Source organism: Gardnerella sp. c12Ub_1, from assembly GCF_055804375.1.
Genome location: NZ_JANUZC010000001.1, coordinates 1,084,557 through 1,099,519 on the forward strand (window position 1 = coordinate 1,084,557; position 14,963 = coordinate 1,099,519).

A 14,963-nucleotide genomic window follows, 5' to 3' on the forward strand; every position below is an offset into this window, starting at 1 on the left:
GAGAAGCATTCTCATATAGCAAGACGCGCGCAAGCACAACAAACACCCCAAAACACAATACGGACCCCATGCATGAAAAAAGGGCTTCTAGCAAATGCTAGAAACCCTATTTGTGGAGCTAAGGAGACTCGAACTCCTGACCCTCTGCTTGCAAAGCAGATGCGCTACCAGCTGCGCCATAGCCCCATTCGAAAGAATGATGTTCATTCTATCGTGGGCCCGGGAGGACTTGAACCTCCGACCTCATCCTTATCAGGGATGCGCTCTAACCACCTGAGCTACGAGCCCAACTTGTATGTTGAAAACATACAAGTAGTTAGATTAGCACATGAAACAAAAATGTCAAATAGCAAATCTAAGCGTGTCGCAAAATTATTCTACAAAATTACTCTAAATGACTGCGCATAAACCACTGGAACTTTTCAAGCTGCTGAACATGGTCTTGAATAATGTTTGAGCTAACAATATCAAGATTATCAAGCTGCGCAATGGCATTCCTATCGTCCGCAATCATATCGTTGTAATACTCAATTAACGCTTGCAAATATTCTTTAGTGGATTTTCTGCCGCTAAGAGAAAAACGCTTCCACGTGCGAGATGAAACAATATCGTCCGCGCGACCCAATGGCGAGCCTCCAAGCGTTGCAATTCGCTCAGCTGTTTCATCTGCTTGAGCCAAAACTTCTGCAACTTGAGGGTCAAGCATTTCGTGAACTGCAATAAAGTCTGAGCCCGTAACATTCCAATGCGCATGCTTTAAGACTAAAGCAGCTTCCTGCTCGTGGCTTAAGCGATTTTGCAAAACCGCAATAGCTTTCTCGCTAGAAACTTCGTCTAAACCTGGCACAATATGCATTAAAGCCATAGTATCCTCCATTTTTGCTATTTTTTATTAATTTTTATTATTGATTTTGTTCAAATCTTTATTTTGCTCTGTTTTTCTAACTTCAATCGTAGCAATTCTACGACCATCCACTTCTGCAACAGTCATATCGTAGCCGTCTGCATCGTGTAAAACAGCGCCAACCTTGCCCATGGAGCCTGTACGAGCCAAAAAATACCCTGCAACCGTTTCGTAAGGGCCATCTTCCAATTCGATTCCAGTAACGTCTGCAAAGTCTTCAATCGTCATTCCGCCGTCAACAGTAGCCACTCCGTTTACAAACGCTGTAGACTTGCTATCGCGGCTTAAATCCGACTCATCTGGCAAGTCGTACTCGTCTCGAATATCTCCAACAAGCTCCTCGGTCATGTCTTCAAGAGTTACAATGCCATCCGTTCCACCATACTCGTCAATAACAACCGCAAGATGAACCCCTCGCTTTCTAAGAAGCTCAAGACTTGGGAGCAACTTAGACGTTCCAGGAAGACTTATTCCCTCTCTAGTTACGTCTGCTACTGTTTTTGCGTTTGGATCTTTAACATCCAGCAAATCTCGAACGTGAACAAATCCAATAACATCATCAAAATCCTTGCCTGTTACTGGGTACCTAGAGTACGGAAGCTCGCGAATCTTTGCAGCAGCATCTTCTAGACTTAGTGAGCCATCCAAAAACTCAACGTCTGCACGAGGACGCATGACTTCTGCAACAATCGTCTCGGAAGCGTCAAAAACATCGTCTAAAATCGTGCGCTCATCTTGACTAAGTTTTTTATTGGAATTAACTAAAACGCGCAACTCTTCGTCGGAAACTTCACTTTCTTTTTCGTTTGGATCGAACCCAAGAAGGCGCACAAAACCGTTGGTATTCTTAGCAATCAACCATATTAGGGGCTTGCATATTTTAGAGAACACGTCTACTGCAGGAACAACAGTCCTTGCGATTTGCTCCGATCGCTGCATTGCGATTCTTTTTGGAACAAGCTCAGAAATTACGATTGAAAAATACGATATTATAAGCGTTAAAACAATAGTCGTAAGCGGGCCTGCTACATGTTTTGAAACACCCCAAGACTCCACTAATGGCACAACATGAGGTGCTATTGCAGATTCGCCAAAAGATGCCGAAAGAAAACCTGAAAGCGTAACTCCGATTTGAAGAGTGGAAAGAAAAGTGTTTGGATCGCGGGCGATTTTTGCTACGCGCGCTCCTCGCGCATCCTGCGCTTCCATGCGATCCAGCTGCGACGATCGCAAGTTAACAAGCGCAAGTTCGGTTGCTGCAAATATGGAACCAAACAAAAGGAACACAACAATGAGTGCAATGTTAAAACCCAACGACATACTTGCTATCTTAGTTGAATTTAGCTCATATAAAAAGTGCGTATAAAAGCAATGTTAATAATGTTGATAATATGCGGATAATATGCGGACAATAAACAAATACGCGCAATCAAGTTCTATAGAAATACCCCGAAGGCGCTTTATTCAAATCGCTAGCGGATTCAACTTTAAGAACAATTCCATCTTGCGAATAACCTTTTAGCCCAACTTTTCCAAGCTCTATTTTGGCTTTAACAACAACCCATTGATGATGCTCAAATCGCATATTTTTGGGCATTTGTGCAACAAAACCAAACGGGCTCATATCTAAAATGCAACAAGACATAAACTGTCTAGATATGCGAACTTGATCTTTAGAAAGCGTAGATTCTTTGCTTATAAACCCTTTTACAACAATCGTATAATCTTTGTATTTATCAAAATTATGGTCAATTTCGTTGTACCAATTGCCAAAATCATCGTCTGCAACAACAATTTTTTTATTAACTACATCTAATCCGCTTAAATTTTTTTTATTATTTTTACGATTAGACGCGATTGCTATTGCGCGACCAGAAGCATACTCGTCAAAACCTGCAGACTTTGCAAAACCGCTCGCAAGCGACGATTGAGACATTTGAAGTGGAATCAAAATAATAAGCATTGGCACTACAATTGAAACCATTATTTTTTTGCAATCTTTAGCATGTGCAGGGAAAAGTCCAAAAAGTGAGCAAATTCCCAAAACCAAAAGCAAAATCGCAGCAAAAATAAGATAAGCAAACGCGCGCGGAGTAGTCAAAATTGCATAAGATCCACTTAGAGCACTGTGCATTAAAGTTGCAGAAAAACAAAATAAACACAATGCTTGAATAATGCTTGCAAATGTTATTTTTTTAGACAATTTTGCAGAATTTGCGGAATTTGCGGAATTTATATCACTCACAGCATTACTCCCCACGCAAAATGAACAATAAGCGCAGCAAACAAACAGAACACAACAATCGTTGCAATTAAGCGCAAAACAAAGCTAGTTTTGCAATCTTCAACAAGCATAAGCGTATTTTTTATGTCTAGCATTGGCCCAAAAAGCAGAAAAACAATTACTGAACTCATTGGAAGCGAGGAGGCCAAAGAGCGCGCGATTACAGCGTCGGAACTGGAGCAAAGTGAGCTTGCATACGCTATTAACATCATTGCTGGAATTGCCACAAAAACAATTGTTGTATTAACCTTTGATGCAGGATCTGCACCAAGCCAAACGCGAATAATCGAAGCAACTATCGTTCCAAACAAAATTATTGGCATTAGTCGCATAAAATCTGAATAAATGTGATGTGCGTAAGTTTTCAAACTATTTTTAATACCAGACTTAAAGCTGGAAGAATTTTTATACGAAGAATGGCCACTTTGCGACTTATTGCAGCCGCCGCAATACGCACAATCCGCACAATCCGAACAATCAGCGCGAACTTTTTCCAATACATTTCGCCTTAAAACTTGCGACTTTACAGGAAAAATCACAAAGCTAACACCCACTAAAAGAGCCACACCAACACCCAAAGCCACTCGAGTTACAGCAACTGCTGGAACGTCCGCAAACGCGTACCAAGTAGCCCAAATAGAAACAGGATTTACCACTGGAACAGCGCACAAAAACGTTACAGCACAAGGCAATGGCAGCTTTCGCGCAACAAGACGAGAAAAAGTTGGAACAACAACACAATCGCAAACAGGAACGCACACACCTGCAAAAATCGCAGCCAAAAAGCCGTTTGCAATAGACTTTGGAGCGTGTTTTTCAATAAAATCTTCCGTAACCCATGTTTCTACAGCAGCGGAAACAAGAACACCAATTAGCGTAAAAGGAACAGCTTGCAAAAGCAAGCCAGAAACACCCCTAATAACAGTGTTTACAGGCAACCACGGGTTGCGCGCTTGCAAAGCTGGAAGCATTGCAATAATAAGAGCTACAAAAGGCACTCCTGCAATCAAAAAAAGATAGTTTGCAGAATTTGCTTGTTTTGCTTTACTTGCTTTTTCTACTTGGCTCGTTGTTTTTGCTTCGGTTTCTGTTTTTAGCATGACAACACTTCCACCAAGCCGTCACTCATTCGATACCTTGCTCCAACAAGCATCAAAGCGTCTTTGAAAACAGCTTCGCGAATTATTTGTGATTTTTCGCAAATTTCAGCCAAAATATTAGACACGTGAATACGTTCAATATCATCTGTATCTAAATTTTCCTCAACACCTGCGAGCGCAGCAGGCCCTAAAGAACGCAGTAATATTGACTCGCTCGACTCAATTGTTTCGCTTGTTTTATCTTCGCCGTATTCAGAAACCAGCTTTTGCACGTTCGGCAAAACAGCCTGTACAGCGCCGCAATGCTCATGCCCAAGCACAACCAACACTTTTACCCCCAAATCACTTACAGCGTATTCTAGCGAAGCTATTACGGCATCATCCAACACTTCTCCAGCTGTGCGAACAGAAAAAATATCGCCCAAACCAGCGTCGAATATAAATTCTGGAGCAACTCGCGAATCTGCGCACGAAAGCACAACAGCTCCAGGATGCTGACCGTCAATAAGTTTCATGCGCGATTCTGAATTTACGCCTGCATGATCTGAATTGCCGTCTGCAAATTTGCGATTCCCTGCAAGCATTGCGTTTAATACCGATGTAGCTAAAACTGAATCTTCATTAGCAAAATCTTCGCTGACTTCTTCTTGCATTATTACCTCCTACACTGGCATTGGCAATATTTTCAGTTGCTTAAAGTGTAAAATTTTTGACTTAAAATATATTGTATCTTTCGTAGTAAATAAGAATTTTGTTTAAGAATATAAGCCTATTATCAAAAAGGCTCCCGTATTGCAATTCGCAAATACGAGAGCCTTCTTGATTCAGTAATTTATTAAAATCATCCAGTGTTTTGCAAGCCTGCAGCAACACCAGAAACTGTGCAAAGAATCAAGTAAATAAACTCTGCTTGCTGGCTTTCGCTAAGCTCTTCTTTATCTACCTTGTTGCGCAACTTATGCAATGCAAGTGACTGAATTACAGAAAGCGCGTCCACGTAAGGCGAGCGCACGCGGATTGCCTGGCCAAGCACATGGCGATGTTGCAACGGCCACTTATCTCCAACAATTTGCAAAACCCACTTGCGCGTAAGTTGCATTTCCGAAAGCACCTTATCGCTCAAATCTTCGCGATCTCCAAGGCTTAGATACATGCAAGCAATGCGCTCATCCGTTTTAGCCAAAGACATCTCAATGTTGTCAATAAAAGTGCTGAAAAGTGGCCACTCTTCGTACGCTTTGCGCAAAGTTTGCAAGTCGCCAAACTTTTCGCAAGCTGTACCCAAGCCGTACCACGCTGCCAAGTTGATTCGAGCTTGTGCCCAAGAGAAAACCCACGGGATTGTGCGCAAATCATCCAAAGACTTTGCGCCAAGGCCTCGCTTTGCAGGGCGAGAGCCGATTGGAAGCAAACCAATCTCGCTAAGCGGAGTAACGGTTGAGAACCACGGCGTAAAGTCATCTGTTTGAAGCAAATCAATAAAACGATTATGCGCTGCAACATCAAGCTTTTGAGCCATATCCGCATACTTATGCGTCATCTCTGTGTTTGTTTTCTCCACGCTTGGAGCAGACTGAAGCAAAGTTGCTGCAGCAACAGATTCCAAGTGGCGAATCGCCAAAATTGGGTTTCCGTATCGAGCAAAAATCACCTCGCCTTGCTCAGTAAGCTTAAATCTGCAATTTACTGACCCAACTGGTTGAGCCAAAACAGCACGGTTTGCAGGGCCTCCACCTCGTCCAACAGCGCCACCGCGACCGTGGAACAGCGTTAGGTCAATATCGTGCTTTTTAGCCCACTGAGCAATGCGCTCTTGAGCAGAATGCAAAGCAAGCGTTGCAGAAGTCGGGCCTGCGTCTTTGGAAGAGTCGGAGTAGCCGAGCATAACTTCCATCTTTCGGCCAGTGGCCTTTAAGCGAGCCTGAACTTCTGGAATCTTAATGATTTCTTCCAAAACATTAACCGAATTTTGCAAGTCTTCAAGCTGCTCAAAAAGCGGGATTACGTCGATTGTTGGCGCATCTTGAGGGTGCGCAAACGCAAGGCGATTAAGCTCAAACACATCGCGAACATGCTGAGCAGACTTTGCAAACGATATAATGTAGCGGCGAGCAGCGCGCATACCATTTCGCTTTTGAATAGCACCAAGCGCGCGGAAAGTGTCTAGAACTTCGCGAGTCATTGGCTGAAGCGGGCCGCGCTCCCCATGCAAACCGTGTTCGCGAATATCTTCCAAAGCGCGAGAATGCACGAGCGAATGCTGACGAAACTCCATTTCCACCATGTGGAATCCAAATGTTTGCGCTTGCCAAATAAGATCTTGCAATGGACCATAAGCCGCGCGCGAATCGCCAGCAGCCGCAAGCGACCTTTGCACAATGTGCAAGTCTTCAATAAAATCTTCGCAAGAATGATACATTATGTCTGTATCTCGGCTAATCGTTCTGTGCAAACGATCTGCCATAACAAGCATAACGGCTCTATGTGGCTCGCTGTTGGAAACGTCGGATGCGCTTTCCGTTAGCTGCTCGCTCATTTCTCGCTGGCGATTCCAAAGCTCCAAAAGCTCAACACTTGGAGGAGTTGTGCGCGTTTCCATTGTTAAGCATTTTCCAACTTCACGCGTGCGCTCTTCTAGAGCAGCAAGAACGTGGTCGCTAAACTTCCTAGCAACTTGCCTGCTAACTTTTGCTGTAACATTTGGATTTCCGTCTCTATCGGAGCCAATCCAGCTTCCTGGATGGAAGAACGCTGGGCAACGCGGTGACACTAAGCCAGCCTTCTTACCTAGCAACCAATCGTCAAATCTGCGATAAACCAGCGGAATCGTGTTGAACAAAGTGGCGTCAAAAATGTCTAGAATCGTGTCCGCTTCTTCAACAGGAGTTGGCTTTTTAAGTGCGATTGGAGATGTACGCAACAATGCGTCAATCTCGTTGTATAGCTTACGATAATTCTCGCGCTTATCCGATCCGCCTAAAGTATTGTGCTTACTTAAAAGCTGCGATATTCTGCGGATTTTACCAGCTACAGCCTTGCGCCTAGCTTCTGTTGGGTGCGCAGTAAAAACTGGGTGGAACTCAAGCTTTGCAAGCAATTCCTTAGCTTGCGCAGGGCTCATTTCTGTAAGCAACTTGTGATATGCGCAAGTTAGCTCGTTCACTGGATCTACTGGATTAGAATCCTCAACGCCGCATTCGCGCTGATGCAGCACAGAAACCCTGTAGTTTTCTTCGCAAAGATTTGCAAGATGGAAGTATGTAGCAAACGCGCGCGCAAGCAATTGCATATCTGGCAAATCCATGCCATTGATTTTTTCTACAGCCTTGCTTAGTCCGTCGTTTTCTGTTTCTTGAGCATCAAGCATTTGATTAAAGTGTGCTGCACTTGCGTCTACAGCATTTAAGCGCACTTCGTCAAATACGGTTAATAATTTTTCATCAAATTCGCCTAAAACATCGCGCAGAATATGCAAGCACAAATCCATGTCTTGCTTAAGCGATGCTGGCAGTTCGCGCTCCTCGGGGCCTTTTCGCCCTAAACCAGACGTTACAATAGTTGCGTCTGCTGGAGTTACCTGTTGATTTTGAGTTGTCATCAGACCTCCTTGTGCTAGTCATAAGGTTGCTTGGTCGTTTGACTTCCGCGGCTCCTCCGCGGTTATTTAGGTCAAAAGTTGCAAGCCCACAGCCTTTGTTTCCAGCGAGATTCCAAAATAATTGTGAACCGACCTTAGGACTGATTTTTTATATAAATTTTTTATAGGCAATGCAATGCGTATACTAAAAAATTGTGAGCATAGAAGAGAATAACGCGGATAGCAGCGATAGCAATAACGTCAATAATAACGGCAGCAACAGCGATAGCAATAAGCCGCAAATACTTTCGACTGGTCATATTGTTGGAAAGCCTTCTGGGCGCTTTCAAACGCACGCGATTCCGCTAGATATGGAAGATGTTGAGCGCGATTGGGATAAACCAGTTACGCAAGCTGGAATTGCAGCAAAATCCAGCATTATTATTCGCGTTGGCGCTTTAGGTTTAGGCGCTGGAACTGGAAGCTACCGCGTTCGCGAGCTTATGCACCGCGTTGGCGAACCTATGGGTGTAAATGTTCGTGCAGACGTTAATTTAACCGATATTGAAGCTACTTGCACAGATAAGCATGAGCGAATTACAGAAGTTGTTGATCTTCCTACTACTGGCGTAAACACAGAGAGAATTTGGCTTCTCGAACATTTTGCAGATTGGTTTAACGTTAAACTTGGAAACGATTCCTTATATCATTCAAAAGCCACTGTTTCCAAGGAATTAGTAGACACTCTTCAAGCTAGCAGTAACGAGAATGCGATTGTTCAAACAGCTAAGCAGTCGGAGGAGCACGCTGCAAAAGTCGAAGAAAAAATGGCAATTCAAGAGGCGATTCGTAAAGAAAAACCTCGCGGAATTTTTGCGCTCCAGCCAGAAAAAACGTATGTTGAGCATTTTTCTCACGTTAAAAATGTCAAGAATGTTAAAAATGCTCAAAATAGCCAAAATAATTTGAATTCAGATCTTAAAAACAATTCTTCTACTTCCTCTAACGCAAATCCTGCTGGCGATTTTTCCGCGCCGCTTACAGTTCGTCAAGTTCACGACCGCTTAGACTTAATAAAAAACCGCAAACCTCTTTATAAACCTTGGTTTGCGGGCCTTGCCTCTGCAGTAGCATGCGCATCCTTCGCATTTTTGCTTGGCGGTGGCGCTTACGACATGCTTGGTGCTTTTATTGGCGCAGGAATAGGCCACTACGTTAGAAGACGCATGTTTATGCATCATCTAAACCAATTCGTTGTAACGTTTATTGCTGTTGCTGTTGGCGCTTTAAGTTGCATTGCTTCTTTGCGCATTATTGGTTGCTTTGACCCTTCTGCTTTGCATCACAATACGGCTTATATTGGCTCTGTTTTGTTTGTAATTCCAGGTTTTCCTCTTATTACAGGTGGCTTAGATATTGCTAAGATTGATTTTCCTTCTGGCATTCAGCGGCTTTGCTACACAATGGCGATTATTCTAATGGGCACTCTTGCTGGCTGGATGGTTGCAAGCCTTGTTCAGCTAGACCCTCAAGGCTTTACTCCGCTTGGCTTAAATCCTTGGCTTAATGCTGTTCTTAGAATGATTACAGCGTTTGCAGGCGTGTGGGGATTCTCCGTTCTGTTTAATTCTCCTCAACGAATGTGTTTTGTTGCTGGAATAATCGGAGCAATTACCGATACTTTGCGCTTAACAATGGCTGATTTTGGCGTAGCTGCAGAGATCGCAGCGTTTACTGGCGCTTTGCTTGCTGGTCTTTTGGCTTCCGCTTGGCGTGCAATTGTGCATAGAGGCTGGGCGCCGCAATACTTGGGATATCCGCGCATTGGTCTTACGGTTCCATCTATTGTGATTATGGTTCCTGGACTTTATATGTATCGCGCAATGTTCTATCTCGGTCAGTTTAATACTCTTCCTGCTTTAGACTGGACTTTCCGCGCGTTTATGGTGATTATTTGCTTGCCATTAGGGCTTGCAGTTGCGCGCGTTATAACAGATAAAAGCTGGCGATACGACATTTAGTCATAAGCTAATAAACATAAAACGCCCAGCTACTACTGGGCGTTTTATTTATGCGCGTTCTATTTGCATGCAATCAAAATATGCAATCAAGAAAGCTTTATCAAGCAAGAATTAATCAATACTTCATATTCATTGCTTCGCGTACTTGATCAAGTGTTTCTTGTGCAATCGCAGCAGCTCGCGCATTTCCATCATGCAAAATATCTCGAATTGAATCCATATCTTTGGCCAATTCCGCTCTACGCTGGCGGTGTGGAGCAAGGAAGTTGTTTACAGATTCAATAACGTACGCTTTTAGTGCTCCTGCGCCCGCGTTGCTGATTTCTTGCGCAATATCTTTTGGATCTCTGCCTGTAACCAAACCAGCAGTAGTCAAAAGCGCAGAAACTTGCGGACGAGCCACTGGGTCAAAAGTAATTGTGCGCTCAGAATCAGTTGGACTCTTCTTAATCAGCTTTGCTGTTTCTTCTGCACTTGCGCCAAGCATAATCGAGTTTCCGTAAGACTTGCTCATCTTGCGGCCGTCTAATCCTGGGATTTCTGGCGTATCCGAAAGAATTGCAGCTGGCTCTGGAAAAACAGGATTCTTCTTTGCGTATCTCTCATTAAATCTGCGAGCAATCGTGCGCGTAATCTCAATATGCGGCAAATTATCTTTGCCAATTGGCACAACATTTGCTTTGCAAAACAGAATATCGCAAGCTTGATGCACTGGGTATGTAAGCAAAAGTCCTGTTAAGGCATGACCAGAAGCTTCCATTTCGGCTTTAACAGTAGGATTTCTATGCAATTCGGCTTCTGTAACTAAAGACAAGAATGGCAGCATAAGCTGGTTTTCTGCAGGCACAGCGGAGTGCGTAAAAATCATGGTTTTCTTAGGGTCAATTCCAGCAGCCATGTAGTCAAGAACAAGGTTTAGCACGTTATCTTCTACGTGCTCAACAGTGTCTCTATCCGTAATCACCTGATAGTCTGCAATAATCACGTTTGTGTTTACGCCAAGATTTTGCATTGCGACACGCTCGCGAATCGAACCAAAGTAATGACCTAAGTGAAGTCTTCCTGTTGGCCTATCTCCCGTAAGCATTGTAAAGGAGCTAGGATTTGCTTTTAGCTTCTCAAGCGTTGCGTCTGAACGTTTTTGAGCTGCCACAAAGCTTGCGCTTATCTCGTTTCCAGCAGCTGTAACCTGTGCTTCTTCTGCCATTTCTAACTCCTTACACACGCAATTTTTCTTGCGATTTTTACGCCTAAAATATGGCTTTTATGGTAAAAGTTCACTCAGACAATATACTCTGTTGCGGCAAAGTGGTACGCTCTTGTGTGATGAATTGATTGTTTCGGTAAATTAGAGGGGGTCAGATGGGCCGCGGACGACAGAAGGCAAAGCAACAGAAAATTGCCCGTAAGCTCAAATACCTGACGACCGATACGGATTACGACGAGCTTGCTAAAGAGCTTAATACTCACGAGCCTGGTCAAGGATCCTTCGATCCGTTTGAATCTGATAGCTACAAGAATGAGGATTATCTAGATAATCAAGATGATTCCGAAAGCTTATCTGTAGAAGATGATTCTAAATACACCAACACTAATGCTGGTAATGATAGTGTTGGTAGCTTGCATGATTCCGTTTCGAGTGGAGATGACGATTTAGACGACTACGCCGAGTGGGCTGCTCAGTCTGCCGCTCAGGCCGCTACTAAAGACAAGTCGTCTAGCAATTCTGGCGTTGTTCATCATCACATTCCTATGCCTATGCCTAGTTTTATGCATAAGAACAAGTAATTTTTGCACAAGAATTTGCACAAGAACGCTTAATTCTATATGTAGATAAGCATGTAGGCAAATACCCTTAGTTAGCATTAATTATTAAAAAGAGCTTTTGTAAGTTCGGGCAGCAAATTGCTTAAATCGTCTCGCTCTCCAACTGCGCTTATATTCCCAATTTGATGCTCGTAATCCCATTTTGTTATTGCGCAAGAAAGTCGCAACCAAACATCTGGGTCAAGTTCTATAACATCTGGCGGTGTTAAATTGTGCGGATCTGAATGTGGGCCTTCTAAGATTTTTACAGCCCCCCAAGGCGCCACTCTTACCTCTACAGCGCATCCTGGAGCTATATGCTCTAGCACATAAAGCGAGTATCTAACAGCCATTGCTTCATCGTTTACGCTAACGCCTATTTCGCTTGTGTTTATGCAGCACAAATCTTTTTTATTGTTCGTAGAATCTATTTTCATAGAATTTATATAAGATTTTGCACTATTTACCCACGTTTCAAACGATTTTTTAGCGCCACTTATATCCGCTTCTCGTATAACAGCCATATTTGAATTATCTCACGAATTATCTAAGTATTATTTGCGATTTTAATGTTGTTTTATAAAAGTCATATTGTGAATAATTATTAATAAGGGTTTGGGGTTGTGGTATCATCAACAATGAAAACGTGTGCATTGCCGCGTACCGTCTTGTTAAGTGCAATTTGGCGCGGCTACAACCAGCATAATCAAGGGTTGCTATTCGCACATTTTAGGTAAATATATTATTCACGGCACAAGGAGTCAAATATGACTAAACACGTCGCGCCTAAAGCCAAGACTACTGCGGCGGCATTTGCCAAAGAACTTCAAGAAAATCTGAAGTACACCCAGGGTGTCACCCCAGAACAGGCCACTACGGCTGATGTGTATGTTGCCGCTGCTACCGCTGTCCGTCGTCATTTGATGGACTCTTGGATGCAGACACAGCATGACATGATTAACGGAAACACAAAGGCTGTTGGCTATTTGAGCGCAGAGTTCTTAATGGGCAAGCAGCTTGAAAACGCTTTGCTTAACGCTGGCCTTACCGATCAGTTCAACAAGGCTGTTACAAAGCTTGGTTTTGAGCCAAAAGATGTTATCGATGCTGAGTATGAGCCAGGTTTAGGTAACGGCGGTTTGGGTCGTCTCGCAGCCTGCTTTATTGACTCGCTCGCCTCTATCGGCGTTCCAGCATTCGGCTACGGCATCCAATATCGTTACGGCATTTTTAAGCAGCGCTTCGACGAGCAGGGCAAGCAGGTAGAAACCCCTGATTACTGGCTTAGCAACGAAGAGCCATGGGGTCACGTTGACTACGGCAGAGATCAGCGCGTTAACTTTGGCGGCAAGGTTGTTGAAGAAAATGGCAAGCGCGTGTGGAAGCCAGATTGGGCTGTTCGCGCAGTACCAGTTGACTACATGGTTCCAGGCTACAATTCTGGTCGCGTAAACACTCTTCGCTTGTGGACTTCTAAATCTTACGACGAATTTGATTTGCTCACCTTCAACAAGTCTGAGTACTTGGATGCTGTTAAGCCACAGGTTGAAGCAGAAAACATTTCTAAGATTCTTTATCCAGAAGATTCCACTCCACAGGGCAAGGCTTTGCGTCTTGAGCAGCAATACTTCTTCGTAGCTGCTTCTATTCACGACGCTATTCGCGTGTTCTATCCTGGTCAAGATAAGCCAGATCTTACAACATTCCCAAGCAAGATCAACTTCCAGTTGAACGATACTCACCCAGTTATTGGTATTCCAGAGCTTATGCGCGTTCTTATGGACGAGTACGGCTACGATTGGAACACCGCTTGGGGCATTACCACCAAGACCTTCAATTACACTTGCCACACGCTTCTTCCAGAAGCCTTGGAAGTTTGGCCAGCCAAGCTTATTGGCGAACTTTTGCCACGCCACCTTGAGATTATTCAAGGCATTAGCGAGCAGTTCCGCAACGAGCTTCGCAGCAAGGGCGTTTCCGAAGATCAGGTTGAGCGTATGCGCATTGCTACCGACGCCGACGAAAATGGCGAAGGTGCTGTAGTTCGCATGGCTTACTTGGCTACCTACGGCGGCTCTTACGTTAATGGCGTTGCTGAGCTTCACTCTGAGTTGTTGAAGGATGTTACATTAAAGGACTTCTCCAGCGTTTACCCAGATAAGTTCAAGAATGTTACTAACGGCGTAACTCCTCGTCGCTTTGTGCGTTTGAGCAACCCACGCATGTCTGCTCTTATTACTGAGGGCTTGGGCACCGACGCATGGCAGGGTGATTTGGAGCTTCTTGAAGGTTTGAAGCCATTGGCTGACGATCCATCCTTCGTGAAGAAGTTCGCTAAAGTCAAGCAGGAGAACAAGCTTGCCTTCGTTGATTTTGCAAAGCACAAGTATGGCTTTGAAATCAACCCAGACACTATGTTTAACACCATTGTTAAGCGTTTGCACGAGTACAAGCGCCAGTCCATGAAGATCCTCCAGGTTATCTCCACATACGCTGGAATCAAGAATGGCACAATCGACGTAGACAAGATGCTTCCACGCACCGTGTTCTTCGGCGCTAAGTCCGCTCCAGGCTATGCTATGGCAAAGCTTACGATTCAGCTCATCAACAATGTTGCTCGCGTTGTAAACAACGATCCAGCATGCAAGGGCAAGCTTGCAGTGTTCTTCCCAGAGAACTACAACATTGAACTTGCTATGAACTTGATTCCTGCAACCGATTTGGATGAGCAGATTTCTCAAGCTGGTAAGGAAGCTTCTGGCACTGGTAACATGAAGTTCGCTTTGAACGGTGCTTTGACTGTTGGTACTCTCGACGGTGCAAACGTTGAGATTCGTGAACGTGTTGGCGCTGAGAACTTCTTCCTCTTCGGCATGACTGTTGACGAGGTTGAGAAGCTCTACGCTGAAGGCTACGATCACGGCGGCTCCCGCAAGTACTACGAGTCCGATCCTCGCTTGAAGACCGCTGTAGACATGGTTGCTGACGGCACATTCTCCAACGGCGACAAGAGCGTGTATGAGCCACTCGTCAACGATTGGCTTACTCACGATTACTTCATGGCAATGGCTGACTTTAGCTCTTACATGGATATTCAAGCTCAAATTGAGGAAACTTACCGCGATCCTATGAAGTGGGCACGCATGGCTGTGTTGAACGTAGCCAACTCTGGTTACTTCTCTTCTGATCGCTCTATCGAAGATTACCTCGATCGCATTTGGCACACTGGCGCTCTTCCAACTGCCGAATAATTATGTAAAAGCATTTTAAT

General features: G+C 44.1%; 11 protein-coding genes and 2 tRNA genes. 3 read left to right on the top strand and 10 right to left on the bottom strand.

What is annotated here, in order from left to right; genetic code table 11:
• Positions 1 to 113: 113 nt before the first annotated feature.
• The 8 genes from NYP65_RS04150 to NYP65_RS04185 all read right to left on the bottom strand — a co-directional run bounded on the left by NYP65_RS04150 (position 114) and on the right by NYP65_RS04185 (position 7,886).
• Positions 114 to 186, bottom strand: a tRNA-Ala gene (locus tag NYP65_RS04150).
• A gap of 28 nt (positions 187 to 214) precedes the next feature.
• A tRNA-Ile gene (locus tag NYP65_RS04155) sits at positions 215 to 288 on the bottom strand.
• 97 nt (positions 289 to 385) lie between these two features.
• Complete coding sequence (locus tag NYP65_RS04160; protein ID WP_032815613.1) at positions 386 to 865, bottom strand: Dps family protein; 480 nt, start codon at positions 863 to 865, stop codon at positions 386 to 388.
• 27 nt (positions 866 to 892) lie between these two features.
• The gene (locus NYP65_RS04165; RefSeq protein WP_004131228.1) at positions 893 to 2,224 is read right to left on the bottom strand and encodes a hemolysin family protein; all 1,332 of its coding nucleotides are present in this window, start codon (positions 2,222 to 2,224) and stop codon (positions 893 to 895) included.
• 109 nt (positions 2,225 to 2,333) lie between these two features.
• Positions 2,334 to 3,149, bottom strand: a complete 816-nt coding sequence (locus tag NYP65_RS04170) for a TIGR03943 family putative permease subunit (RefSeq protein ID WP_473410660.1) — start codon at positions 3,147 to 3,149, stop codon at positions 2,334 to 2,336.
• Complete coding sequence (locus tag NYP65_RS04175) at positions 3,146 to 4,288, bottom strand: permease (protein ID WP_004132405.1); 1,143 nt, start codon at positions 4,286 to 4,288, stop codon at positions 3,146 to 3,148. The genes NYP65_RS04170 and NYP65_RS04175 overlap by 4 nt, the downstream gene beginning before the upstream one ends.
• Positions 4,282 to 4,941 carry a carbonic anhydrase gene (locus tag NYP65_RS04180; protein WP_115757084.1) on the bottom strand — a complete coding sequence of 220 codons (660 nt, stop codon included), beginning with the start codon at positions 4,939 to 4,941 and terminating at the stop codon, positions 4,282 to 4,284. The genes NYP65_RS04175 and NYP65_RS04180 overlap by 7 nt, the downstream gene beginning before the upstream one ends.
• Before the next feature lie 188 nt (positions 4,942 to 5,129).
• Positions 5,130 to 7,886 (bottom strand): phosphoenolpyruvate carboxylase, encoded by a 2,757-nt coding sequence (locus tag NYP65_RS04185; RefSeq protein WP_473410661.1) that lies wholly within the window; start codon positions 7,884 to 7,886, stop codon positions 5,130 to 5,132.
• Positions 7,887 to 8,080: 194 nt separating this feature from the next.
• Here NYP65_RS04185 and NYP65_RS04190 point away from each other — a divergent pair, with 194 nt between their 5' ends.
• Entirely contained in the window at positions 8,081 to 9,886 is a 1,806-nt protein-coding gene (locus NYP65_RS04190; protein WP_473410663.1) for a threonine/serine exporter family protein, read from the top strand.
• Positions 9,887 to 10,001: 115 nt separating this feature from the next.
• Here the strand turns inward: NYP65_RS04190 and trpS are convergent, their stop codons facing one another.
• On the bottom strand, positions 10,002 to 11,093 hold the full coding sequence (gene trpS, locus NYP65_RS04195; RefSeq protein WP_004131219.1) for a tryptophan--tRNA ligase: 1,092 nt from the start codon (positions 11,091 to 11,093) through the stop codon (positions 10,002 to 10,004).
• Between the two features lie 155 nt (positions 11,094 to 11,248).
• Between trpS and NYP65_RS04200 the strand changes: the two genes are divergently transcribed.
• Positions 11,249 to 11,674, top strand: coding sequence for a DUF3073 domain-containing protein (locus NYP65_RS04200; RefSeq protein ID WP_473410664.1), 426 nt, complete (start codon positions 11,249 to 11,251; stop codon positions 11,672 to 11,674).
• Between the two features lie 77 nt (positions 11,675 to 11,751).
• Here the strand turns inward: NYP65_RS04200 and NYP65_RS04205 are convergent, their stop codons facing one another.
• Complete coding sequence (locus NYP65_RS04205; RefSeq protein ID WP_101889468.1) at positions 11,752 to 12,216, bottom strand: sterol carrier family protein; 465 nt, start codon at positions 12,214 to 12,216, stop codon at positions 11,752 to 11,754.
• A gap of 243 nt (positions 12,217 to 12,459) precedes the next feature.
• On the opposite strand from NYP65_RS04205, the gene NYP65_RS04210 reads away from it, so the two are divergent.
• Complete coding sequence (locus NYP65_RS04210) at positions 12,460 to 14,943, top strand: glycogen/starch/alpha-glucan phosphorylase (protein WP_016801869.1); 2,484 nt, start codon at positions 12,460 to 12,462, stop codon at positions 14,941 to 14,943.
• Positions 14,944 to 14,963: the final 20 nt, after the last annotated feature.

Bases quoted from the DNA above. Each gene is read 5' to 3' on its own strand.
- NYP65_RS04160 (WP_032815613.1), bottom strand. From the start codon at position 865: ATGGCTTTAATGCATATTGTGCCAGGTTTAGACGAAGTTTCTAGCGAG.
- NYP65_RS04165 (WP_004131228.1), bottom strand. From the start codon at position 2,224: ATGTCGTTGGGTTTTAACATTGCACTCATTGTTGTGTTCCTTTTGTTT.
- NYP65_RS04175 (WP_004132405.1), bottom strand. From the start codon at position 4,288: ATGCTAAAAACAGAAACCGAAGCAAAAACAACGAGCCAAGTAGAAAAA.
- NYP65_RS04180 (WP_115757084.1), bottom strand. From the start codon at position 4,941: ATGCAAGAAGAAGTCAGCGAAGATTTTGCTAATGAAGATTCAGTTTTA.
- NYP65_RS04185 (WP_473410661.1), bottom strand. From the start codon at position 7,886: ATGACAACTCAAAATCAACAGGTAACTCCAGCAGACGCAACTATTGTA.
- trpS (WP_004131219.1), bottom strand. From the start codon at position 11,093: ATGGCAGAAGAAGCACAGGTTACAGCTGCTGGAAACGAGATAAGCGCA.
- NYP65_RS04200 (WP_473410664.1), top strand. From the start codon at position 11,249: ATGGGCCGCGGACGACAGAAGGCAAAGCAACAGAAAATTGCCCGTAAG.
- NYP65_RS04205 (WP_101889468.1), bottom strand. From the start codon at position 12,216: ATGGCTGTTATACGAGAAGCGGATATAAGTGGCGCTAAAAAATCGTTT.
- NYP65_RS04210 (WP_016801869.1), top strand. From the start codon at position 12,460: ATGACTAAACACGTCGCGCCTAAAGCCAAGACTACTGCGGCGGCATTT.